We start from the raw sequence: 20,854 nt of genomic DNA on the forward strand, positions 1-20,854 counted from the left end.
CCTGACGGGTCCGGTCAGCCGGCGGCGTGGCCAGTTCCGACCGGCGGAGGCACGGGTCGCCCCTCCGTGATGGGCTGGCCGAGCGACCGGCGGGCCAGCAGGGTCGCCCCGGCGACGGCGGCCGGCATGACGATCACCGCGCCGAGCGGGATCAGGAAGCAGACGAAGACCGCCACCCCGAAGCCGAGCGTGGTCGGCCGGTCCGCCTTGAGGATGGACCGCCGGTCCGGCAGCCGCATCCCACGCCGGTAGAAGGGGGCCCCGACGAGTTCCACGGCGAGCAGCCAGCCGCCGACCGCCGCCCCGATCACCGGCACCACGGTCTGGCCTACCACCGGGATGAAGCCGGCGGCGAAGAGCGGGATGCCGAAGAGGATCGACAGGCCCACCAGCCGCAGCGAGTCGGCGATGCTGCGCCGCAGCGACGGCCAGAACGGCACGTCGACCGCGTTGGGGGTGCCGCCGAGGCGCTCCTCGACCCGTTCGGAGATCTTCTCGTAGAACGGGTCGCCGATGACCAGGGTGACGGCCGTGAAGCTGACCACCGCGAGCAGGCCGCCGAGGCCGAGGAAGGCCAGCCCGGCGACCACGCGGACGAGGCTGCGCGAGGTGGTCGACCAGTCGTCGGCGAACGGGGTGACCAGTGCGGCCAGGTCGTCGACGAAGTACGCCAGGGTGGCGAACGCCGTCACGAAGAGCGCGCCCGAGATCAATGCCGGAATGACGCCGAGCAGCATCAGCCCGGGACTGCGGACGTAGAGGCCGAGGCCGCGCAGGAGCAGGCCCACGCCGGTGAAGAACCGGCCGGCGGCGCCGGTCACGGGCGCGGCGATGCGGGGTGCGTTCACGACCGCAGAGCCTAGTTGTGTCCCACCAGTGCAGGTTCCGGACCCGCGCGCTACTGCCAGGTGGCGGTGTCGGGGTCGATGTCGTGGGCGCGTGCGTTGGCGTCGATGCTCTGCCGGAACCAGGTGGCAAGGCCGGCGCGGATGCCGTCGTAGTGGGCGGCGAATCCCGGGTCGGCCTCGTACCTGCGGCCGAGACAGACCTGCATCTGCCTGGTGAGGGGAAAGTACGAGGTGAACACCGCACGGTGCCGCTCGACGAGTTGGTTGGCTCGTGGGCTGCCCGGGGTGACACCGGCGTCCATCGCGTCCGCGAGGGCACGGTCGAGGTCGGCAACCGCGTCGGCGACGGCCTGCCACTCCTCCGGGCTGCGAGAGGCGGAGCGTTCGGCGTACTGCTGCCACTGCGTCGTGTCCCCGTAGCGCTGACGGGCCCGGGCGGGCGAGTCCGGGTCCCACCCGGGGCCGAAGATCGCGGCCTGCTGCTCGACGGTGAGCAGCAGGCCGCGTTCGTGGGCGGCGATCATCCGGTCCACGCCGACGCCGAGCTGCTGGAGGCGGTCGATCCGTTGGGCGATCTGGGCGCGCTGCGCGCGCAGTGCGCCGGGCACGTCCGCCGCCGAGTCGTCCAGGATGGCCCGGATCCCGTCCAGGCCGAGGCCGAGTTCCCGGTAGACGACGACGCGGTGCAGGCGTTCCAGATCGCCGGCGGTGTAGAGCCGGTATCCGCCGGTCGTGCGCAGCGACGGTCGCGCCAGACCGATGTCGTCCCAGTGGTGCAGCGCGCGGACCGTCACGCCCAGCCGCGTCGAGACCTGGCCGACGGTCAGGCCGTCCGCGTCGGTGGCGTCAGGCATGCTCCCCATTGTCGCCGCGACCGGCGCCCGGTGGGGTGATCCCGATGGCCTCAAGGTTCCGCGCCTCCTGGCTGGCCGGGTCGAAGGGCTTCGCCGCGGTGAAGATGATCCGTGCGTTCTCGGGGGTGATCACCTCCACGTCGCGGGTGTTCCAGGGGGTGTCCCGTGGGCCGTCGACCGAGTCCGGGCGCAACGCACGACAGGCCTCGACGAGGGAGTCGATCTGGTTGAGCACGCCCGAGAAACTGAAGCTCATCGCCGGTGCCTGCGCCGGCACGCTCTCCGCCGAGCGGAGGAGCACGTCCTGGAACGCCCACCGGCGCAGGTGCACGAGCGTGCCGGGGATGCTGAACAGCTCGAAGAACCCGAGACCACGGGTCCAGAAGTCCACCGATGCCGCCAGGTCGGTCGTGGGGATCGTCACGAACGCGGGCATTCCGTAGATGCCCCGGAACGGCTCCGGCGCGACCGCGTCCGGGCCGGGGGTGGGCACGGGACTCATCTCGAAAGCGTCGTAGTAGTCACTCATGCGCTTACCCTCCGGCCTCACGCACCGTGAGGGTCAAGCCGGATCCGTGACGATCCCGCCGCGCAGCCGTGGGCGTGACCGGGCGCCGCCGGAGAAGGCGGACCACCGGCTGGGGGCGGCCGAGCGGGCACGGCAGGATGGACGCGTGCGGGCGGCCCGGTTGATCTCGTTGGTTCTGCTGCTCCAGGCGCGCGAGACGATGACCGCGGCGGAGCTGGCGCGGGAGCTGGAGGTCTCCGAGCGGACCGTCTACCGGGACGTGCTGGCGCTCTCCGCCGCCGGGGTGCCGGTCTACGCCGACCGGGGCCGCACCGGCGGCTACCGGCTGCTCGGCGGCTACCGGACCCGGTTGACCGGGCTGACCCGGGACGAGGCGGAGGCGCTCTTCCTGGCCGGGCTGCCCGGACCGGCCGGTGACATGGGGCTCGCCGACGCCGTCGCCTCGGCCGAGCTGAAGGTGCTGGCCGCGCTGCCGCCCACGCTCCGCGACGCCCCGGCCCGCACCGGGCAGCGGTTCCACCTGGACGTGCCGGGCTGGTTCCGGGAGGCGGGGCCGCCGCCGTGGCTGACCGAGCTGGCCGGCGCGGTCTGGCGGGACCGGGTGGTCGAGCTGCGCTACCGGCGCGGTGACCGCGAGGTGACGCGCACCGTGCGGCCGTACGGGCTGGTGCTGAAGAACGGCGTCTGGTATCTGGTGGGCCGCGTCGGCGACGACGTGCGCACCTACCGGGTGGACCGGGTCACCGGCGTGCGGGTGGACCCGGAGACCTTCGACCGGGACGAGGACTTCGACCTGGCCGGGTACTGGCGGGAACAGGCCGAGGCGTTCCACCGGGGCGTGCTGCGGGAGCGGGCCACCGTCCGGCTCAGCCCGGCCGGCCTGCGCCAGCTCCGGCACGTGGCGGACGCCCCCTTCGCGTACGACGAGGCCGTCGCCGCCGCCGGCGGCCCCGACGGGCAGGGCTGGGTGGTGACCCGGCTGCCCGTCGAGTCCGTCGACGTCGCGTACCACCAACTGCTCGGGCTGGGCCCGGAGGTGGAGGTGCTCGATCCGCCGGAGCTGCGGGCGCGGCTGGCCGAGGCGGCCGAGCGGACCGCCCGCCGCTACGCCGGCGCGGACCCCGATCCGGGTCAGCGGTAGCCGGTGTCGTCGGCCGGCAGGCCGGGCTCCACCACCTCCGTGTTGTAGCGCGCCCAGTGCGGCCGGGTGCCGTCCAGGTCGGTGAAGCCGTACACCTGGGCCAGCCCTCCGCTGTCGAGCGACTCGCCGTTCCAGCGGGCCCGGTCCGGGTCGGCGGCCAGGGCGGCCACCGCGCGCCCGACGAAGGCCGGCGTCTCCGACATGACGAAGTGCGGTTCCTCGGCGGCGCCGTCGCGCCAGTTCTCCTCGGTGACGCCGTAGTGCTCCAGCATCGCCTCGGACCGCAGCCAGCCCGGGGTGAGCGCGACGGCGGTGCAGCCGTGCGGCTTCAGCTCGTGCGCCCAGCTGAAGGCGAGCCGGTTCACGGAGACCTTGGCCAGGTCGTAGAAGACCGAGAGGCGGTAGTTGGTCTCGTTGTGCTCACGCGTGCCGTCGCCGACCTCCACCACCAGGCCGCCGGGACGGCGGATCATCAGCGGCAGGGCGAAGTGGGCGGTGACGATGTGCGTGTCGATCGCCAGGCGCAGGCTGCGGAAACCGGCCTCCAGCGGCTGCTCCCAGACCGGCTTCTCCCAGGTGGTCAGGGGGTCGCCGCCCCAGATGTCGTTGACCAGCACGTCGAGCCGGCCCTGCTCGGCGTCGATCCGGGCGACCAGGTCGCGGACCTGCTCGGGTACGAGGTGGTCGACCCGGACCGCGATGCCGGTGCCGCCGGCGGCGGTGACCAGTTCGGCGGTCTCCTCGATGGTCTCCGGGCGGTCCATCTCGGAGCGGCCGGCCCGGCTGCTGCGGCCGGTGGCGTAGACCGTGGCGCCGGCGGCGCCGAGTTGGACCGCGATCTGCCGGCCGGCGCCCCGGGTCGCCCCGGCGACGAGCGCGATCTTTCCTGTCAGCGGTTTCGTCATGCGGCGAGCCTGTCAGCGATACCTGACAGCCGAAGTCCGGTTTCGCGAAGCCGTGTCGTCCGTCATGCTCGCCGGCATGCACCTGCTGCTCTCCGGGATCGTCGGCTCGGTCGCGTACGGGCTGGCCGGGCCGGGCTCCGACGTCGACCGGATCGGCGTCTTCGCCGCGCCCACCGTCGCGTTCCACGGCCTGCGCCCGCCCCGCGAGTCGGTGGTGACCACCGACCCCGACGTCACCCTGCACGAGGCGGCGAAGTGGTGCCGCCTGGCGATGAGCGGCAACCCGACCGCCACCGAGCTGGCCTGGTTGCCGGAGGACTGCTACGAGACCCGTACGGAGTTCGGCGACCGGTTGATCGCCATCCGCTCGGCGTTCCTCAGCGCGCCCCGCGTCCGCGACGCCTACCTGGGCTACGCCGGCCAGCAGTTCCGCAAGCTGGAGTCCCGGGGCGACGGGACGTTCTCCGCCGACACCCGGCGGCGCACCGCCAAGCACGCCCGGCACCTGGCCCGGCTGGTGCACCAGGGCCGGCTGCTCTACGCCACCGGCGTGCTGGAGATCCGGCTCGCCGACCCGCAGTGGTTCCGCGGCTTCGGCGAGCGGGTGGCCGGCGGCGCGTTGGACGAGGCCCGGACGCTGATCGCCGAGGCGGAGCGGGACTTCGACCGCGTCCGCACCCCGCTGCCGGACCGCCCGGACGAGGCGACCGTGGAGCGCTGGCTGCTCGACGTGCGCGCCGCCCACCTGCCACCGGCCCCCTCCACGCCCTGACCTCCCCCGGGCCGATCCTGGCGGGGCCGTGCGGGGTGGCTCACTGCACGTCGAACTCGTTGCCCTCCGGGTCGGCCATGGTGGTGTGCACGCTGCCGAAGTCGGCCACCTCGCGCAGCACGGTGGCGCCGAGCCCCTCCAGCCGCCGCACCGTCGCCTCCCGCTCGGCCGGGCCGACGTGCAGGTCGACGTGGAGCCGGTTCTTGACCTGCTTGCGCTCGGGCACCTGGTGGAACAGCAGCCGCCGGCCCAGCCCGGTGCCGCTGGCCGGGTCGACCGGGTCGTCGGGGTGCCGGACGGCGGCCAACTGCCGCCACGCCTTGCGCCCGTCGATGTCGAGGTACGCCTCCGGCCCGATCGCGCCGCCGCCGAGCAGGCGCTCGATCAGCCCGCTGTTGTCCTCGATCTCGTAGCCGAGGGCCGCCGCCCAGAACCGGGCCTGCGCGTTCGGGTCGGCGCAGTCGACGACGAGCTTCCACTCCACGGCCATGGCGTCCTCCTCGGTCTCCGGCGACCGTCCTCACGATCACCGATGTAACCAGTTATAGTGGTTACATGACCGACGGCGCAAGCGGCCTCACGCTGATCAGCCCCGAAGGGACCCGCTACCTCTTCGACCCCGGTGCGCTCTGCCTGGAACTCCTCACCACCGGCGGACCGGGCGCACTGGCCCGCTACGAGGTGCTGCACCGGCCCCGCGACCTCGCCGACTGGCTGGCGCTGTCCCGGCTGCGCCTCGACCCGGCCCGGGTCGAGGTGGCCGCCGACGAACTGGTGGCCGCCCGCCGGCTACGGGACGCGCTGTGGCGGCTGGTCTGCGTACGCACCGGGGCCCGGCCGCCGGCCGGCGACCCGGCCACCTTCGACGCGACCCCCGACGACCTCGACACCCTCAACCGGGCGGCGGCCGGCGTGCCGCTGGCGCCGCAACTCGCCCCGGACGGGGCGCGCGCCTGGGCGCTGCCGGCCACCGGCGGACAGCCGCTGGCCAGCATCGCCCGGGACGCGGTGGACCTGTTCACCGGCCCGTACCGCGACCGCATCCGCGAGTGCGCCACGCACGACTGCTACCTCGTCTTCGTGGACACCTCGCGCCCCGGCCGGCGACGCTGGTGCGCGATGGAGCGCTGCGGCAACCGGCACAAGGTCCGCTCGCTGCGCGCCCGCCGCGCCGAGTAAACCCGTTGCCCGGCGGCCACGGTCCCCTGTTAGGGTTCCGGCACGCCCTCGTCGAGGAAAAGGGAGGTGAGCGCCGTGTCCACGACATCGCTGTGCTCCCGCCCGGCCACGAGGGCACCACGGTTCTGAGCCGGGGGCACGAAACCCGGAAGGACCTCATGACCGACCTGGTCATCCGCCCGCTCGCTGCGGGCGAGGAAGCACTGTTCGACTCCCTGCCCCACACCAGCCTGGTGGGGCGCGCCGCCTTCGGCGACAACTACTCCGACATGGCCGCCGACGGCCAGTACCGTCCCGAGTGGAGCTGGGTCGCCCTGCGCGCCGGCACCGTGGTGGCCCGCGCCGCCTGGTGGGGTGGGCCGGACGACGAGTCTCCGCTGGCCCTCGACTGGCTCGACTTCACCGACCACGAGGCCGCGGTCCAGCTGCTGCGCGCCGCGCCGCTGCGGGCCGAGTACTCCCTCTCGCTGCCAACCGGCTGGCGGGACGACCCGGCCGTCCGGGCGCAGGCGCAGGCCCGCATCGACGTGGCGACCGCCGCCGGCATGTCCCCGCTGGTCGCGCGGTACCGGTACCGGTGGACGCGGGAGCACGGGCTGCCCGCCCGGCCCGGCCGGTTGGAGTTCCGCCCGGAACCCGACGACGCCGTGATCCTCGACGTGCTGCGCCGCATCGGCGAGGGGAGTCTCGACGCCCACACCCGCCGCGCCACCGCCGAGCACGGGCCGGAGGCGGCGGCACGGGAGGAGCTCGACCCGTTGCGCTGGCTGCCGAGCCCGCGCGACTGGTGGCGGCTGGCCTGGACGCCGGCCGGTGAACTGGTCGGCGTCACCGTGCCGGCCCGCAACCACAGCGATCCGGTCGTCGGCTTCGTCGGCGTGGTGCCCGGGCAGCGCGGGCACGGCTACGCGTACGACCTGCTGGTCGAGGCCACTCACCTGCTCGTCGAGACGGGAGTGGCCGAGATCGTGGCGGCCACCGACCAGACGAACCATCCGATGGCCGCCGCCTTCGCCCGGGCGGGCTACCCGATCGAGCGGGAACGCATCGATCTCGTGTGACGGCCCGGCTCCCGGCGCGTCGACGACCGGCGCCGGGAGCCACCGGGTTCAGTCGGCCAGCCGTACGCGGACCCGACGGTTGGCCCGCCCCTTGCTCTCCACCTTGACCACCTGCACCTTGCCGATCTGCGCGGTGGAGGCGACGTGCGTGCCGCCGTCGGCCTGGACGTCCAGCCCGACGATGTCGACGATCCGCACCTCCTGCTCCTCCGGCGGGATCAGGTTCGACTGGGTACGGATGATGTCGGGCAGGGCGAGCGCCTCCGCCCGGGGCAGCACCCGCACGGCCACCGCCCGGTCGGCGGCCACCTCGGCGTTGACCAGCTCCTCGATGCGGCTCTTGAAGTCCGACGGCACCTCGGGCAGGTTGAAGTCCATCCTGGCCTCGCCCGGCTCCATGTTGCCGCCCGTGACGAGCGCGCCGAAGTCGCGGAACACCACCCCGCAGAGCACGTGCAGCCCGGAGTGGGTCCGCATCAGCCGGGTGCGCCGGTCGTCCTCGACCGCGCCGGTGACCGCCGTTCCCGCCGGCGGCAGCGGGTCGCCCTCGGCCGGGATCAGCCAGAGGTCGTCGCCCTTGCGGGTGCCGACGATCCGGGTCTGCACCCCCTGCCAGAGCAGTACGCCGTGGTCCGGCGGCTGTCCGCCGCCGCCCGGGTAGAACGCCGACCGGTCCAGCACGATGCCCTGCTCGGGATCGGCGTGCAGCACCGTGCACTCCCACTCCCGCAGTGTCGGATCGGCGAGGTCCAGCCGGTGCGTACGACCGTGGTGTGTGACGCCCATGTCAGGGCACGTTACTCGTTCAGGAAGGCGGATATCCGGCTTCGCAGGTCGGCGCGTTCCGTCCAGAGGACGCCGGGCCGGTCGTACACGTGCAGGGTGGCCCGGGGCAGCGCGGCCGCGAGCTGCTCGGCGACCTCGACCGGGTGCAGGTCGTCGCCGGCGCAACCGATCACCAGGGCCGGCGCGGCGACCGCGGCCAGCGAGCCGGCGTCGTCCAGGGGCGCCTGCTCGGGCAGGCTCGCCAACCCGGGGGCGAGCCCGTCGCGCAGGAGCTGGTCGAGGCGCTGGCGCAGGTAGGCCCAGCCGGCCGGGGTGTTGCGTACGGCGGACGGCAGCTCGGCCTGGACGACGTCGGCCACGGCGGAGGCGTCGCCGCTCTCCACGGCCTCGAACAGCGCGGTCAGCCGGGCCCGGGCGACCTCGCCGCGCGGCCGGTCGAGCGCCGCGGGCAGGAAGACGACGAGTCGTTCGAAGCGTTCGGGGCTCTCGGCGAGCAGCCGGCAGAGCGCGCCCGCGCCGAGGCTGGCGCCGAAGGCCCGGGTGGCGCCGCCGAGGTCGGCGACCGCGCGCAGGTCGCGGGCGAGGTCCAGGTAGCTCCACGGGCCGGGTGGCGCGTCGGAGCGGCCGTGCCCGCGGAACTGGAAGAACAGCTTGCGGCCCGTCACGCCGCTGCCGAACGGCCGGGTGGTGGCGATGCCGTTGCCCAGCCCGTGGGCGAACACCGTGACCGGGTCACCCGTGCCGGTGACGAGCTGTTCCAGGCGTACGCCGTGCGGCGTGGCGACCAGCTCGGTGTCCGGCTCCGGCAGTGCCGGCCGGCCGGTACGCGGGGCGCCCGGGCCGGGCCCCCAGGTGCGGGGCCCGCCGTCCGGCGGCGGCGGCCAGCGGAAACCCCTCACCAGAACCCTTTGCCGTCGCTCAGGTCGCGCAGCCCCACCCGGACGTCGAGCAGGTAGATCAGGCCGGCGGCGATGCCGATGAGCCCGAAGAGACTGATCGGGCCGAAGCCGAGCAGGGTCAGCACCAGGCAGACGGCGAGAATGCCGATCCAGCCGCCCTTGGGCAGGGTGCCGATGGCGGAGAAGGCGTCGGAACGCTGGGTGATGGCGTGCACCAGGGCGATGCCCTGCACGATCAACGCGAAGACGAGCAGGATCAGCTCGACCACGTAGCGAACATCGAAGGCGAAAAGCGGCGCGGCGTAGGCCATGCCGGCAAGCTTATGCCGGTGACCCCGGATACGTCCGACAGGACGCATCCGGGGTCACCGGCGGACCGAACTACTCGGCGGCCGGGCGGGTCCGCTTGGTGGCCCGGGGCAGCTTCGCCGACGGGGTGGCGGCCGGCTTCGCGGCGGCCTTGGTGGCCCGGGTCGTCGCCTTCTTCGCGGCGGCCGGCTTGGCCTCCAGCACCTCGGCCACGTCGGCCGGGGTCGGCACCTCTTCGGTGACGGTCGGGGACGGCACGTCGGCGGTGACGGCCTGGGTCGGCACGTCGGCGGTGACGGACCGCGCGGTGGCCGGCTTCGCGGCGGCCCCGGCCGGCTCGGTGTCGGCCTCGGTCGCCTCGATGTCGGCGTTCACGGTCTCGGCGGCCTCCAGCACGCCGGCCCCGACGACCCGCTCGCCCCGGGCGACCAGCGCGACGTACGCGGCCTGCGCCCGCTCCTGGGCGGCCTGGGCGCCGGCGACCACCACGGCGGCGTTGCGGGTCGCCACCGCCCGGAGCCGGTCCAGGTCCGCGACCTCGCGCAGCTTGTTCAGGTCCGCGACCTCGCGCAGCTTGTTCAGGTCGGCGACCTCGCGCAGCTTGTTCAGGTCGGCGACCTCGCGCAGCTTGTTCAGATCGGCGGCCTCGCGGAGGCGCTTCAGGTCCAGCTCGGTCGGGACGGCCTTCTCCCGCAGGCTGCCGGCGGTCAGGTTCGCCGTGCGCAGCGTGTCGTTGGCCTTCTGGCGCAGCTCGACGCCGGTGACGACGGCCTTGCCGCCCAGGTCGGCGACGACCCTGGTGCCGAGGTCGGTCACCACGGCGGGGAGCTTGCGCAGCTGCTGGAGGGCGAGCTCGCCCGCGCCCGCGGCGGCGTAGATCGGGGCCGGGATGCGGCTGGTCTTCGGCTGGGTCATCACTTCTCCTCTTCGGCCGCGTCGGCGGCCTTTCGGGCCGCGTCGCGGGCGGCCTTCTTCTCGGGGGTGTCGGTCGGAGCGGGGGCGGGGCCGGTCTCGGTGACGGCGACCGACTCCAGAACGGCCTCGGTCGGGGTGCCCTCCGGTGTGGTGGGGCCCGTGGCGGCGAGGTTGGCCAGGTCGGGCGCCGCCTCGACGGGATCCGGCGTGCCCGCGCCGGAAGTCGCGTCGGGCCCGGCGGGGGGCGTCGTGCCGGTGGCCGCCGCCGTCGCCTCGGCGAGCCGCGCGTTCTCCCGGCGGAACGTCTCGTAGATCTGGGTGAGCGACTGCTTCTGCGCCATCGTCAGGTCGGGATCGACGGAGATGGCCGCCAGCACACCCTGGCCCTCCTTGTCGTCGAGCAGCCCGGCCCGCAGGTACATCGCCGGGGTGGAGACCCGCAGCGCGCTGGCGAGCTGCTGGAGCACCTCCGCGCTCGGCTTGCGCAGTCCGCGCTCGATCTGACTGAGGTACGGGTTGCTGACCCCCGCCTGCTCGGCGAGCTGTCGGAGCGAGATCTTCGCGTTGCGGCGCAGGTCGCGAATGAACCCACCGACGTCGGGAAGGTCCTTACCAGTGGCCATGACCCGACGCTAACGCGCCCTGCTAGCTGCTGCAAGCAAAGTGCTAACCAGAGTTAGCGACGTCTCACTTCCCGGTTGCGTCCCGGGGCGCCCGGTGCGTACCTTTCCGCAGTGACCAAGATCGAGGTGAACGGCGCCCTGCTCGCGTACGACGACACCGGCAGCGGCACCCCCGTCGTCCTGCTGCACGCCGGCATCGCCGACCGCCGGATGTGGCGGGAGCAGGTCGGCCCGCTGGCCGCGCGGCACCGGGTGATCGCCCTCGACCTGCGCGGCTACGGGGACTCCGAGCTGCCGCCGGCCCCGTTCGCCCACCACGACGACGTGGCCGGGCTGCTCGACGCGCTCGACATCCCCCGGGCCGCCCTGGTCGGCTGCTCGTTCGGCGGCGCCGTGGCGATCGACACCGCGCTGGCCCACCCGGAGCGCGTGACCGCGCTCGCCCTCCTCGGCACCGCCGCCTCGGGCCACGAATGGTCGGAGGAGGCGAACGACCTCTGGGACAGCCTGGTCGGGGAGGTCGACCCGGAGGACTTCGCCGCCAGCGCCGCCGGCGAGGTGCGGTTCTGGGTGGTCGGCCCGGGCCGCGAGCCCGCCGAGGTCGACCCGGAACTGCTCGCCTTCGCCCGCGAGATGGACCAGCGGGCGCTCGCCGCCGAGCTGGCGCTCAGCGCGGTCGACGTCGCCGAGCTCGACCCGCCCGCGATCGGCCGCCTCCACGAGCTGCGGGTGCCCGTCCTGGTCGGTGCCGGTGGCGCGGACCTGCCCGACATCAGCCGGCTCGCCGACCGGATCGCGGCCGAGGCGCCCGACGCGACCCGCCTGCCCGACGTGCCCGACGCCGGCCACCTGCTGCCGTTGGAGCGTCCCGCCCCGGTCAACGCCGCCCTGCTCGACTTCCTGCCCTGACACCTGCCGCGTGCAGGGCCGCGGGGAAGAGGGGACAAATGGATTGCACGGGCGCCGGGCTGAGACCTTGACTGCTCGTCATGCCCTCCCCCTCACCGATCTTCGTCGCCGGCACGGGTCGCTCGGGAACGTCGCGGATCGCCGACATCATCGGCGAGCATCCGCTGATCCATCGGATTCCCATGGAGACGAAGTTCCTCATCGACCCGGGCGGCCTGCGGGACCTGGCCGACGCGCTCACCCACCGGTACGACCCCACCGTCGGTGAGGACGCCCTGCACCGACTGAGCGACTTCCTCACCGTGCGGGTGCCCGGCCGGCGCGACGATCGCGGCAGGACCGTTCCCGAACTGGTCGGCGAGCAGCGCTACCGGGACGCGGTGCAACGACTCTGGCCGCAGTTGGTCGCGGACACGTACGACGAACCCGCGCCCGCCGAGGGCTTCGGCAACGCCGACCGGCCCGCCGGGCCGTTCGCGCCCGTCAGCCGCCGGCGGGTCCTTCCCAGGTACTTCAGCGACCGGGGCGAACTGCTCGGAATCCTGCGGGGCCTGGTCGACACCATGTTCGGCGGAGCAGCCGCCGACGCGGGCAAGCCGACCTGGTGCGAGAAGACACCGTTCAACCTGCTGTGCATGGAGTTCCTCTGGGAACTGGTCCCCGAAGCGACGATCGTGCACATCAAGCGTCACCCGGTCTCGGTGCTCGCATCCCACCTGGCCCAGCCATGGGCGCCGCCCACCGTCGACGGCGCGCTCGCCTACCTCAAGCCGATCTACCACCGGTGGCTCACCTGGAAGGAGACGGTCGACCTGACCGGCAGGCGGTACGTCGAGGTCAGAGCCGAAGATCTCGCAGCCGACTGGCCCGGGCAGCGCCGCGCCCTGTTCGAACGGCTCGGCGTCGACGACTTCACCACCCCTTCGACGTTCCAGTGGCACAAGCTGACGAACCGCAGCGACCAGTTCGACGACGAGACCCGCGAGTTCGTCGGAGAAGCGCTCGGCGAGGTCGTCCCGGCCATGGGATACGAGTGACGGCGCTGGCGCGGGCTACCAGAGGGAGCGGACGGCGCCGACCGGCAGGCCGCCGCCGAAGAGCGGCGCCTCGGCGTACTCGGTCAGCACCGGGGCGTCCAGCCCGAGCCGGCGCAGGGCGGAGACCAGCACCGGCATCCGGGCGCGGCCCGCGCCGTCGTCGATCTTGAGGGCGACCGCGCCGACTTCGGGCACCGCCACGGCGATGACCCCCTCGGCGCCCACCTTGGCGAGCAGACCCGGCACCCCACGCATCAGCCGGCTGTCCTCGGCCCGCGTGCCGCCGACCAGGTCCGGGTGCGCGCGCATCGCGTCGGCCACCGTCCGCGCCGCGGTGCCGGGCTCCGCCGAGACGAGCCGGAGGAACGCCCCGGCGAGCCCGGTCAGCGACACGGCGAGCACCGGGGCGCCGCAGCCGTCCACCCCGACCGCCGCGGCCGACTCGCCGGTGAACTCCTCCACCGCGTCCCGCAGCCGCTGCTGCAACGGGTGCTCCGGACGCCAGTACCCGTCGAGCGGCCAGCCGGCGGCCAGGCAGGTCAGCAGCATCCCGCTGTGCTTGCCGGAGCAGTTCATCTGCGTACGGGTGGGTCCGCCGCCGGCCCGCAGCACGGCCGCCCGGGCCTCGTCGCCCACGGGCAGGTCCGGCGGGCAGTGCAGGGCCGACTCGTCCAGCCCGGCGCGGGCCAGCAGCGCCCCGACCCGGGCCAGGTGGAAGTCCTCCCCGGCGTGGCTGGCCGAGACCAGCGCCACGTCGGCGGGGTCGGCCAGCGCCAGCCCGGCGCGGAGCATCCCGACCGCCTGCATCGGCTTGTTGGACGAGCGCGGGAAGACCGGGGAGGTCACGTCCCCGGCGCCGGCCACCTTCGCACCGGAGGCGTCGAGCACCACCACCGAACCCCGGTGCACGCCCTCGACGAACCCCGACCGGACCACCTCGGCGAGCGGCGCGCCGCCCTCGTACGTCTTTCCCACAGGGTGGACGGTACCGGCACCGTCGAGCGGGCCCGACGGGCGGGTGAGCAGGCCTCGACGACCCGGTGTACAGCAGCGCCGGCCCGGGCCGCCGCTTACCGGCCGGCGGCGGGCACGCCGAGCAGAGCGCGCGCCTCGGCGGTGGTCAGCGGCGGCCGCTGGGCCAGTTGGGCGAAGCCGACCGCCCGGGCGACGAGCTGCATGTTGGACTCCACCGGGCGGCCCTTGGCGTAGGTCACCGTGTCCTCCATGCCGACCCGCAGGTGCCCGCCGGCCGAGAGCGACGCCAGCATGACGGGGATGGTGCTGCGGCCGATGCCGGTGGCCGAGAAGGTGGTGCCCTCGGGCAGGTCGCGCAGCGCCTGGTGGGCGGCGACCAGCGCCGGGGTGGTGCCCGGCATGCCGCCCGGCACGCCCATCACGAAGTCGACGTGCACGTGCCCGCCGGCCGGCAGGCCGTACTTGCCGAGCAGCCGTTGCAGGGCGGTCAGGTGGCCGAGGTCGAAGATCTCGTACTCGGGCACGATGCCGCGCTCCTGCATCCGGGTGTGCAGGTCGACGATGAACTCCCACCGATTGAGGAAGACGTCGTCGCCGAAGTTGAGCGTGCCCATCGTGCAGGAGGCCATGTCCGGCCCGGCGTCGAGCACGGCGAGCCGGTCGGCCTCCGGGTCGGTCACCGCGCCGCCCGAGGAGAGCTGCACGATCAGGTCCGTGCCCTCCCGCAGCGCCGTCACGGTCTCCCGCAGCCGCCCCTGGTCCAGGGTGGGCTTCGCCTCGTCGTCGCGGATGTGGACGTGGATCACGGCGGCGCCGAGCGCCTCGCACTCCTTGGCGGTCAGCAGCAGCTCGTCGAGCGTCACCGGCAGGGCCGGCACCTCGGCCTTGGCCGACTCCGCGCCGGTGGGGGCAACCGTGATCAACGTCCCTGTCGTCATGCCCGGATCCTAGACCGAGGCCGGCGAGCCAGTCGACCGGAACTTTTCCGGCCTCAGCCCCAGAGAGCAGAGAATCTTTCGCCGGTGGGCGGTCAGGCCGGATCGATCGCGGCGGCGCTCTCCCCCACCAGGAGACGGGCGTCGTCGGCGACGTTGCGCTTGACCACCGCCAGGGCGACCTGGCCCAGCTCGTGGTGGTGCACGGCCGTGCCGACGAAGCCGACCGCCCGGCCGTCGAGGGTCACCGGCGTGCCGGCGACCGGCGGCTGGTCGGTGGTCACCCCGTCCAGGTGCAGCAGTACGAGCCGACGCGGCGGCCGGCCCATGTTGTGCACCCGGGCCACGGTCTCCTGGCCCCGGTAGCAGCCCTTGTCCAGGTGCACGGCCGGGGCGACCAGGTCCACCTCGGCCGGGATCGTCCGGTGGTCGGTGTCCACCCCGACCCGGGGCCGCCGGGCGGCCACCCGCACCGCCTCGTACGCCCACAGCCCCGCGACCGGCACCCCGTTGCCCCGCAGCTCGATGACCACCTGCTCCATCGCGGCCCGGGGCACCAGCAGGTCCACGCCGAGCGGGCCCCGGCGGGCCCAGCCGCCCACGGGCAGCGGGCGCACGTCGTACAGCGCGGTCGGCCGTGGTGGCAGCTCGCCGGAGCGGAACTTCGGGCCCGGCACCGCGACCACGTCGGGCGCGGCCAGCCCGGTCACGCCGAGCGTCTCCACCGCGGCGGGCGCCTCCGGACCGACCAGGGAGAGCAGGGCGTGCTCGGGCGTCACGTCGCGCGGCTCGACCTTGCTGAAGAACCGCATCCGCTCCAGGTACGCCAGCAGGCCCGCGGTGGCGCCCGGCTCGGTGTCGAGCCAGGTGGTGACGCCGTCCTCGGCGACCATGGCGTGCTGCTCGACGTGCCCGTGCGGGGAGAGCACCAGCAGCTCGGTGCCCTGGCCGGCGCCGAGCTGAGCCAGGTGCTGGCTGGTCAGGGTGTGCAGCCAGCCGATCCGCTCCTCGCCCGGCACCGCGACGACGCCCCGGTGCGACCGGTCGACCAGGCCGACCGCCGTGTCGAGGGTGCGCTGCTCGCGCATCGGGTCGCCGTAGTGCGCCGCCACGCCCCGCACGCCGGCAGCCGCGTGTGCCGGCTCGGGCTGGTCCCGGCTGGCCTCGTCGATGCTCTCGACGCTCACCGCACCCGCGATGTCGATCATTTCCGGTCCCCGTTCTCGCAGCGGACGCAGACGCCGAAGAACGAGACGTGGCCGATGTCCACCCGGAACCCGCGCTGGCTCGCCAACTGCTCGGCCAGCGGGCGCAACAGCTCCGGATCGATCTCGTCGATCGCGCCGCAGTCCCGGCAGACAAGGTGGACGTGCTGGTCCTCGCCGGCCGCGTGGTAGGTCGGCGAGCCGTGCGAGAGGTGGGTGTGGGTGACCAGGCCGAGCCGTTCCAGCAGCTCCAGCGTGCGATAGATGGTGGTGATGTTGACCCCCGCGGCCACCTCCCGGACGGCTGTGTGCACCTGCTCCGGGGTGGCGTGCCCCAACTCCAGCACAGCCTGGAGGATCAACTGCCGTTGCGCCGTCAGCCGGAGCCCACGGGCGCGGAGCATTTCCGCGAGGGAGGATTCGGACACCGTCCGATCATAGTTCGCCCTGCCCGCGCGCCGCCGCTGTCGACCGGTCCGCCGCTAGGCTCGGCGGTCATGGTGGCGTCGAGGATCGCCGTGCCGGGGCGCGGGCTGGTGCCGCCCGGGGAGCCGGTGCTGCGCGGCGACGACCTGGGCGTGCTGCACGGCGACGGGCTCTTCGAGACGATGCACCTGCGCGCCGGGCTCCCGTGGCTGCGCGACGCGCACCTGGCCCGGCTGGCCCGGGCGGCGGCGGCCGTCGACCTGGCGCTGCCCGCCGCCGACGTGCTGGTCGGGCTGCTGGACGCCGTCCGCGCCGGCTGGCCTGCCGAGGTGGAGGGGGCGCTGCGGCTGGTCTGCACCCGGGGCCCGGAGGGCGGCGGCCCGCCGACCGGCTACGCCACGCTGGCCGAGGTGCCGGCGGCGGCCCGGGCGGCGCGCCGGGACGGGATCACCGTGGCGACCCTGCCGCTCGGCGTCGCGGCGCGGGCCCGCGCCGAACTCGACTGGCTGCCGGCCGGCGTCAAGTCCACCTCGTACGCGGTGAGCACCGCCGCCCGCCGCTGGGTCGCCCGTGCCGGGGTGGACGACGCGCTCTGGGTCTCCTCCGACGGGTACGCGCTGGAGGGGCCCACGGCCAGCCTGGTCTGGCTGACCGGCGGCACCCTCTGCACCGTGCCCGCCGCCGAGACCGGCATCCTGCCGGGCGTGACCGCCGGCTGGCTGCTCGCGCACGCCCACGAGCTGGGCCTGCGCGCCGAGGAGCGCCTGGTCACCCCGGCCGAGCTGCGTACCGCCGACGGCGTCTGGCTCAGCTCGTCCGTCCGTGGCCTCGCCGAGATCCGCACCCTGGACGCCGTCCCGCTGCGCCGCTGCCCGCGTACCCCCGCCCTCCAGGCGCTCCTGGGCTTTCCCCGCCCGTGACCTCGGAGAGGGTCAGCCGGCCACCCGGGTGAGGCGGGCGGAGAGGTGGGGGGAGAGGGGATGGCCGACGGCCGCCATCTCCTGGGCGTAGAGCAGGGCGCCCTCGACGATGCCGAAGAGGCGGTGACCGGCGGTGACCTCCTTGGCGGTCGCCGTGCGGACCACCGCGTCGGTGACGAACTCGATCTGCGTGCCCTTGCGCTTGCCGATGTGCAGCTCCATCACCCCGGTGGGGACTGTCATCAGCGCTTCCAGCTCGTCGGTGGCCCGGTCGCCGTCCAGCACCGGCCGCCACCAGCCGACCTCGCGACCCGCCGGGCGGACCGGGCGGCTCTGCTCGTCGAGGATCCAGGCACGGGACTCGTAGAACAGGAACGGCCGGCCGTCGTGGCTGATCCGGATCTCCTGCGCGAAGTCGAAGTCCTCGATGGTGGGGAAGCCGCCCCGCCCCCGGCCGCGCCACACCCCGACGTACGGCAGCAGGCCGTCCAACGTGGGGTGCAGCTTCGGGCCGACGCGCAGGTCGTGGCTCTCCTCGTAGGGGTACGGGTCGACCGGCGGCGCGTTCAGCCACGGCGGTGGCTGCAGGGGGTTCTCGTCGCTCACCGGTTCACTCCGCCTCTCCCCGCCGGCGTCCAAGACGGCTCACCAGCGTCCTCTCGATATGCGTACGGCCAGGTAGACCAGGCCACCGGCGAGCGCGCCCAGGCCGGCGACCAGCAGGCTGACGAACCCGATCTCGGTAACCATCGTGACCATCCTATGCTGGGCCCCATGGCCCGCACTCTCGTCGTCAAGGCCACCGCCGGCGCGGACGCCCCGGAGCGGTGCGCCCAGGCATTCACCGTCGCCGCCACCGCAGCCGCCGCCGGCCTGCACGTGTCGCTCTGGCTGACCGGTGAGTCGACCTGGTTCGCGCTGCCCGGCCGCGCGCAGGAGTTCGAGCTGCCGCACTCGGCCCCGCTCGCCGAGCTGCTGCACGTGATCCTGACCACCGGCACGGTCACCGCCTGCACGCAGTGCGCCGCCCGGCGGGACATCGGGCCGGACGACGTGCTGCCGGGCGTCCGCATCGCCGGCGCCGCGGTCTTCGTCGAGGAGGCGACGGCCGAGGGGGCCCAGGCCCTGGTCTACTGACCGCCGCCGACCGATACCGACCCGACAGGTCAGGCAAATGCCTACGATTCGGGTGTGACCGAGGCGACGGAGCGATTCTTCGAATCACTGCCGGCGCGCGCCCCCGAGGTGCTGGTGAGTCCGGTCAGCGGGACGATGCAGATCGACCTCGCGGAGGGCGGCCAGACGGTGCACTGGCTGGTCCACCTCCGTCCGGGCGAGGTCGAGGTGAGCCGCAACCGGGGCCCCGCCGACGCGATCTGGTACACCAGCGTGGACCTGTTCGACCGGCTCGTCACCGGCCGGGCCCAGGCGATCTCGTCGGTGCTGCGCAACGAGAGCAGCTTCAGCGGCGACGTCGTGCTCTTCCTGCTGTTCCGCCGGTTCTTCCCCGACCCGCCCGGCACCCGGGACCCCCGCGCGGTCGCCCGTGAACAGGCCGGGCGACCACGGTGAAGCAGCTGGTCAGCATCCTGGACGGCAACACCTTTCTGGTCAGCGACAACCGCGGCGACATCGAGCCGTCCCTCGACTTCCCGACCGGGCTCTTCTCGTTCGACACCCGGCACCTCTCGACGTGGCTGCTGACCCTCGACGGCGAACGGCTGCACGCCCTCTCCGTCGACAGCGCGGAGTCCTTCCGCACCCGGTTCTTCCTCGTCCCCGGCGAGCCGACGCACTACCTGGACGCGAAGGTCTCGATGATCCGGAGCCGGGCCATCGGCGGCAGCTTCGAGGAGGAACTGACGCTGCTGAACCACTCCGGGGAGGAGATGGAGTTCGTCGTCCACCTCGACATGGCCGCCGACTTCGCGGACCTGTTCGAGATCAAGCACGTCCGGCACAAGCAGGGCCACACCACCGCCACCGTCGGCGACAACGAGCTGCGCCTGACCTACCGCCGGGAGCGGTTCCACCGCGAGACGGTCATCAGCACCAGCATGCCCGCGCACATCGAGGTCTCCGGCATGACCTACCGGGTCCGGGTCGGCCCGCGCGGCGAGTGGACGACCCGGCTGCACGTGTCGACCGTCGTCTACGGCGCGCGCGGCGAGGACATCCGGGCCAACCTGCCGCAGTACGGAGGCAGTCGCGGCCCCGACGCGATCCGGGCCGAGCAGGACGAACTCGTCGCCCGGGCGCCGAAGCTCGGCTGCGACTGCCAGCCGCTGGCCGGGGCGTACCGGCAGAGCCTCAACGACCTGGCGGCGCTGCGCTACGAGTCGATCACCCTCGGCGTACGCCTGGTGGCCGCCGGCCTGCCGTGGTTCATGACCCTGTTCGGCCGGGACAGCATCATCACCTCGCTCCAGATGGTGCCCTTCCTGCCGGAGCTGATCCCGCCGACCCTCATGATGCTGGCCGGCCTCCAGGGGCACCGGATCGACGACTTCCGGGACGAGGAGCCGGGCAAGATCCTGCACGAGCTGCGCTACGGCGAGACGGCGGGCTTCGAGGAACAGCCCCACTCTCCGTACTACGGCTCGGCCGACTCGACGCCGCTGTTCGTCATCCTGCTCGACGAGTACGAGCGGTGGACCGGCAACGACAAGCTGGTACGGGGCCTGGAGGCCCAGGCCCGGGCCGCCCTCGCCTGGATCGACACCTACGGGGACCTGCTCGGCACCGGCTACCTCTGGTACCAGACCCGCAACCCGGACACCGGGTTGGCGAACCAGTGCTGGAAGGACTCCTGGGACGCGATCTCGTACCGCGACGGCCGGTTCCCCGGCTTCCCCCGCGCCACCTGCGAACTCCAGGGCTACGCGTACGACGCGAAGATCCGCGGGGCCCGACTGGCCCGGAGGTTCTGGGGCGACCCCGCGTACGCCGACCGGCTGGAGCGGGAGGCGGCCGAGCTGAAGATGCGGTTCAACCGGGACTTCTGGATCCCGGAGCAGGAGTACTACGCGCTCGCCCTGGACGCCGACGGCCGGCAGGTGGACGCCCTCACCTCCAACATCGGGCACCTGCTGTGGAGCGGCATCGTCGACGAGTCGCGGGCCGGTCGGATCGCCGAGCACCTGCTGGGACCGCGGCTCTACTCCGGTTGGGGCGTCCGGACGCTCGCCGACGACCAGGGGCGGTACAACCCCGTCGGCTACCACGTCGGGACGGTGTGGCCGTTCGACAACTCGATCATCGCCTGGGGGCTGTGGCGGTACGGGTTCCGCAAGGAGGCCGGGCAGATCTGCGACGCGATGCTGGCCGCGTCTCGGTTCTTCGGCGGGCGGCTGCCGGAGGCCTTCGCCGGCTACGAGCGGGCCCTCACCGACTACCCGGTGGAGTACCCCACCGCGTGCAGCCCGCAGGCCTGGTCGGCCGGCACGCCGCTGCTGCTGCTCCGGGTGATGCTGGGGCTGGAGCCGCAGGGCGAGCACCTGATCATCGACCCCGCCGTGCCCGAGGGCATGGGGCGCATCGAGCTGCTCGACATCCCGGGCCGCTGGGGCCGGGTCGACGCCCTGGGCCGCAGCCGCACCCCGCACGACCACCCGCGCAGCCGCTGA

Annotated in this window: 26 protein-coding genes; 10 read left to right on the top strand and 16 right to left on the bottom strand. The window is 73.8% G+C overall.

What is annotated here, in order from left to right:
* Positions 1-14 precede the first annotated feature (14 nt).
* From AB0883_RS06820 to AB0883_RS06830, 3 genes are read right to left on the bottom strand one after another with little or no spacing between them, the layout of a single operon-like run.
* Positions 15-848: an EI24 domain-containing protein gene (locus tag AB0883_RS06820; RefSeq protein ID WP_366639983.1), complete on the bottom strand. Its 834-nt coding sequence runs from the start codon at positions 846-848 to the stop codon at positions 15-17.
* Positions 849-898: 50 nt separating this feature from the next.
* Positions 899-1,702, bottom strand: coding sequence for a MerR family transcriptional regulator (locus AB0883_RS06825; RefSeq protein ID WP_366639985.1), 804 nt, complete (start codon positions 1,700-1,702; stop codon positions 899-901).
* Positions 1,695-2,231 (bottom strand): VOC family protein, encoded by a 537-nt coding sequence (locus tag AB0883_RS06830; RefSeq protein WP_366639986.1) that lies wholly within the window; start codon positions 2,229-2,231, stop codon positions 1,695-1,697. Before AB0883_RS06830 ends, AB0883_RS06825 begins: the two co-directional genes overlap by 8 nt.
* 145 nt (positions 2,232-2,376) lie before the next feature.
* Here AB0883_RS06830 and AB0883_RS06835 point away from each other — a divergent pair, with 145 nt between their 5' ends.
* Positions 2,377-3,372 carry a YafY family protein gene (locus tag AB0883_RS06835; protein ID WP_366640323.1) on the top strand — a complete coding sequence of 332 codons (996 nt, stop codon included), beginning with the start codon at positions 2,377-2,379 and terminating at the stop codon, positions 3,370-3,372.
* Here AB0883_RS06835 and AB0883_RS06840 read toward each other — a convergent pair.
* Entirely contained in the window at positions 3,363-4,277 is a 915-nt protein-coding gene (locus AB0883_RS06840; protein WP_366639987.1) for an SDR family oxidoreductase, read from the bottom strand. The two genes, AB0883_RS06835 and AB0883_RS06840, sit on opposite strands and share 10 nt — an antisense overlap.
* Positions 4,278-4,353: 76 nt before the next feature.
* Between AB0883_RS06840 and AB0883_RS06845 the strand changes: the two genes are divergently transcribed.
* Positions 4,354-5,049, top strand: coding sequence for a nucleotidyltransferase domain-containing protein (locus AB0883_RS06845; protein WP_366640325.1), 696 nt, complete (start codon positions 4,354-4,356; stop codon positions 5,047-5,049).
* Between the two features lie 40 nt (positions 5,050-5,089).
* Here AB0883_RS06845 and AB0883_RS06850 read toward each other — a convergent pair whose 3' ends face one another.
* Positions 5,090-5,539 carry a VOC family protein gene (locus AB0883_RS06850; protein WP_366639988.1) on the bottom strand — a complete coding sequence of 150 codons (450 nt, stop codon included), beginning with the start codon at positions 5,537-5,539 and terminating at the stop codon, positions 5,090-5,092.
* A 65-nt stretch (positions 5,540-5,604) separates the two neighbouring features.
* On the opposite strand from AB0883_RS06850, the gene AB0883_RS06855 reads away from it, so the two are divergent.
* Both AB0883_RS06855 and AB0883_RS06860 read left to right on the top strand, forming a co-directional pair.
* Positions 5,605-6,228 carry an ABATE domain-containing protein gene (locus AB0883_RS06855; protein WP_366639989.1) on the top strand — a complete coding sequence of 208 codons (624 nt, stop codon included), beginning with the start codon at positions 5,605-5,607 and terminating at the stop codon, positions 6,226-6,228.
* 158 nt (positions 6,229-6,386) lie between these two features.
* Positions 6,387-7,289 carry a GNAT family N-acetyltransferase gene (locus AB0883_RS06860; RefSeq protein WP_366639991.1) on the top strand — a complete coding sequence of 301 codons (903 nt, stop codon included), beginning with the start codon at positions 6,387-6,389 and terminating at the stop codon, positions 7,287-7,289.
* Positions 7,290-7,337: 48 nt separating this feature from the next.
* On the opposite strand, the gene AB0883_RS06865 is transcribed toward AB0883_RS06860, so the two are convergent.
* From AB0883_RS06865 to AB0883_RS06885, 5 genes are all read right to left on the bottom strand, one after another.
* Positions 7,338-8,075 (bottom strand): alanyl-tRNA editing protein, encoded by a 738-nt coding sequence (locus AB0883_RS06865; protein ID WP_366639993.1) that lies wholly within the window; start codon positions 8,073-8,075, stop codon positions 7,338-7,340.
* Between the two features lie 11 nt (positions 8,076-8,086).
* Entirely contained in the window at positions 8,087-8,974 is an 888-nt protein-coding gene (locus tag AB0883_RS06870; protein ID WP_366639995.1) for an alpha/beta hydrolase, read from the bottom strand.
* Complete coding sequence (locus AB0883_RS06875; RefSeq protein WP_121400023.1) at positions 8,971-9,285, bottom strand: DUF2516 family protein; 315 nt, start codon at positions 9,283-9,285, stop codon at positions 8,971-8,973. The genes AB0883_RS06870 and AB0883_RS06875 overlap by 4 nt, the downstream gene beginning before the upstream one ends.
* Positions 9,286-9,355: 70 nt before the next feature.
* Positions 9,356-10,201: a hypothetical protein gene (locus AB0883_RS06880; RefSeq protein WP_366639997.1), complete on the bottom strand. Its 846-nt coding sequence runs from the start codon at positions 10,199-10,201 to the stop codon at positions 9,356-9,358.
* Positions 10,198-10,821, bottom strand: a complete 624-nt coding sequence (locus AB0883_RS06885) for a helix-turn-helix transcriptional regulator (RefSeq protein WP_366639999.1) — start codon at positions 10,819-10,821, stop codon at positions 10,198-10,200. The genes AB0883_RS06880 and AB0883_RS06885 overlap by 4 nt, the downstream gene beginning before the upstream one ends.
* A gap of 111 nt (positions 10,822-10,932) precedes the next feature.
* On the opposite strand from AB0883_RS06885, the gene AB0883_RS06890 reads away from it, so the two are divergent.
* Positions 10,933-11,730, top strand: coding sequence for an alpha/beta hydrolase (locus tag AB0883_RS06890; protein WP_366640001.1), 798 nt, complete (start codon positions 10,933-10,935; stop codon positions 11,728-11,730).
* An 80-nt stretch (positions 11,731-11,810) separates the two neighbouring features.
* Positions 11,811-12,767: a sulfotransferase gene (locus AB0883_RS06895; RefSeq protein WP_366640003.1), complete on the top strand. Its 957-nt coding sequence runs from the start codon at positions 11,811-11,813 to the stop codon at positions 12,765-12,767.
* 15 nt (positions 12,768-12,782) lie between these two features.
* Here AB0883_RS06895 and AB0883_RS06900 read toward each other — a convergent pair whose 3' ends face one another.
* The 4 genes from AB0883_RS06900 to AB0883_RS06915 form a co-directional block, all read right to left on the bottom strand.
* Complete coding sequence (locus tag AB0883_RS06900) at positions 12,783-13,742, bottom strand: asparaginase (protein WP_366640005.1); 960 nt, start codon at positions 13,740-13,742, stop codon at positions 12,783-12,785.
* 95 nt (positions 13,743-13,837) lie between these two features.
* The gene (locus tag AB0883_RS06905) at positions 13,838-14,680 is read right to left on the bottom strand and encodes a 3-keto-5-aminohexanoate cleavage protein (RefSeq protein WP_366640007.1); all 843 of its coding nucleotides are present in this window, start codon (positions 14,678-14,680) and stop codon (positions 13,838-13,840) included.
* 92 nt (positions 14,681-14,772) lie between these two features.
* Positions 14,773-15,885, bottom strand: a complete 1,113-nt coding sequence (locus tag AB0883_RS06910) for a folate-binding protein (protein ID WP_366640009.1) — start codon at positions 15,883-15,885, stop codon at positions 14,773-14,775.
* Positions 15,882-16,310, bottom strand: coding sequence for a Fur family transcriptional regulator (locus tag AB0883_RS06915; protein WP_121400030.1), 429 nt, complete (start codon positions 16,308-16,310; stop codon positions 15,882-15,884). The genes AB0883_RS06910 and AB0883_RS06915 overlap by 4 nt, the downstream gene beginning before the upstream one ends.
* Positions 16,311-16,379: 69 nt before the next feature.
* On the opposite strand from AB0883_RS06915, the gene AB0883_RS06920 reads away from it, so the two are divergent.
* Positions 16,380-17,228, top strand: coding sequence for an aminotransferase class IV (locus tag AB0883_RS06920; RefSeq protein WP_366640011.1), 849 nt, complete (start codon positions 16,380-16,382; stop codon positions 17,226-17,228).
* Between the two features lie 12 nt (positions 17,229-17,240).
* Here the strand turns inward: AB0883_RS06920 and AB0883_RS06925 are convergent, their stop codons facing one another.
* A complete protein-coding gene (locus tag AB0883_RS06925) occupies positions 17,241-17,834 on the bottom strand; it encodes an FABP family protein (RefSeq protein WP_366640013.1) in 594 nt (197 codons plus the stop codon).
* A 39-nt stretch (positions 17,835-17,873) separates the two neighbouring features.
* On the bottom strand, positions 17,874-17,978 hold the full coding sequence (mtfM, locus tag AB0883_RS06930; protein WP_267897534.1) for a small membrane protein MtfM: 105 nt from the start codon (positions 17,976-17,978) through the stop codon (positions 17,874-17,876).
* Positions 17,979-17,990: 12 nt separating this feature from the next.
* Here mtfM and AB0883_RS06935 point away from each other — a divergent pair, with 12 nt between their 5' ends.
* The 3 genes from AB0883_RS06935 to AB0883_RS06945 are packed head-to-tail and all read left to right on the top strand — an operon-like array spanning position 17,991 to position 20,854.
* Positions 17,991-18,365, top strand: a complete 375-nt coding sequence (locus AB0883_RS06935) for a DsrE family protein (RefSeq protein WP_121400033.1) — start codon at positions 17,991-17,993, stop codon at positions 18,363-18,365.
* Positions 18,366-18,419: 54 nt separating this feature from the next.
* A complete protein-coding gene (locus tag AB0883_RS06940) occupies positions 18,420-18,800 on the top strand; it encodes an SCP2 sterol-binding domain-containing protein (RefSeq protein ID WP_366640015.1) in 381 nt (126 codons plus the stop codon).
* Positions 18,797-20,854 carry a glycogen debranching N-terminal domain-containing protein gene (locus AB0883_RS06945; RefSeq protein ID WP_366640016.1) on the top strand — a complete coding sequence of 686 codons (2,058 nt, stop codon included), beginning with the start codon at positions 18,797-18,799 and terminating at the stop codon, positions 20,852-20,854. Before AB0883_RS06940 ends, AB0883_RS06945 begins: the two co-directional genes overlap by 4 nt.

This window comes from Micromonospora sp. NPDC047812, from assembly GCF_040704175.1.
Classification (GTDB): domain Bacteria; phylum Actinomycetota; class Actinomycetes; order Mycobacteriales; family Micromonosporaceae; genus Micromonospora.

Excerpts from the sequence above, each read along its gene's own strand:
- AB0883_RS06825 (WP_366639985.1), bottom strand. The coding sequence starts at position 1,702 with ATGCCTGACGCCACCGACGCGGACGGCCTGACCGTCGGCCAGGTCTCG.
- AB0883_RS06830 (WP_366639986.1), bottom strand. The coding sequence starts at position 2,231 with ATGAGTGACTACTACGACGCTTTCGAGATGAGTCCCGTGCCCACCCCC.
- AB0883_RS06840 (WP_366639987.1), bottom strand. The coding sequence starts at position 4,277 with ATGACGAAACCGCTGACAGGAAAGATCGCGCTCGTCGCCGGGGCGACC.
- AB0883_RS06845 (WP_366640325.1), top strand. The coding sequence starts at position 4,354 with ATGCACCTGCTGCTCTCCGGGATCGTCGGCTCGGTCGCGTACGGGCTG.
- AB0883_RS06850 (WP_366639988.1), bottom strand. The coding sequence starts at position 5,539 with ATGGCCGTGGAGTGGAAGCTCGTCGTCGACTGCGCCGACCCGAACGCG.
- AB0883_RS06855 (WP_366639989.1), top strand. The coding sequence starts at position 5,605 with ATGACCGACGGCGCAAGCGGCCTCACGCTGATCAGCCCCGAAGGGACC.
- AB0883_RS06860 (WP_366639991.1), top strand. The coding sequence starts at position 6,387 with ATGACCGACCTGGTCATCCGCCCGCTCGCTGCGGGCGAGGAAGCACTG.
- AB0883_RS06865 (WP_366639993.1), bottom strand. The coding sequence starts at position 8,075 with ATGGGCGTCACACACCACGGTCGTACGCACCGGCTGGACCTCGCCGAT.
- AB0883_RS06875 (WP_121400023.1), bottom strand. The coding sequence starts at position 9,285 with ATGGCCTACGCCGCGCCGCTTTTCGCCTTCGATGTTCGCTACGTGGTC.
- AB0883_RS06885 (WP_366639999.1), bottom strand. The coding sequence starts at position 10,821 with ATGGCCACTGGTAAGGACCTTCCCGACGTCGGTGGGTTCATTCGCGAC.
- AB0883_RS06895 (WP_366640003.1), top strand. The coding sequence starts at position 11,811 with ATGCCCTCCCCCTCACCGATCTTCGTCGCCGGCACGGGTCGCTCGGGA.
- AB0883_RS06905 (WP_366640007.1), bottom strand. The coding sequence starts at position 14,680 with ATGACGACAGGGACGTTGATCACGGTTGCCCCCACCGGCGCGGAGTCG.
- AB0883_RS06910 (WP_366640009.1), bottom strand. The coding sequence starts at position 15,885 with ATGATCGACATCGCGGGTGCGGTGAGCGTCGAGAGCATCGACGAGGCC.
- AB0883_RS06920 (WP_366640011.1), top strand. The coding sequence starts at position 16,380 with ATGGTGGCGTCGAGGATCGCCGTGCCGGGGCGCGGGCTGGTGCCGCCC.
- mtfM (WP_267897534.1), bottom strand. The coding sequence starts at position 17,978 with ATGGTTACCGAGATCGGGTTCGTCAGCCTGCTGGTCGCCGGCCTGGGC.
- AB0883_RS06935 (WP_121400033.1), top strand. The coding sequence starts at position 17,991 with ATGCTGGGCCCCATGGCCCGCACTCTCGTCGTCAAGGCCACCGCCGGC.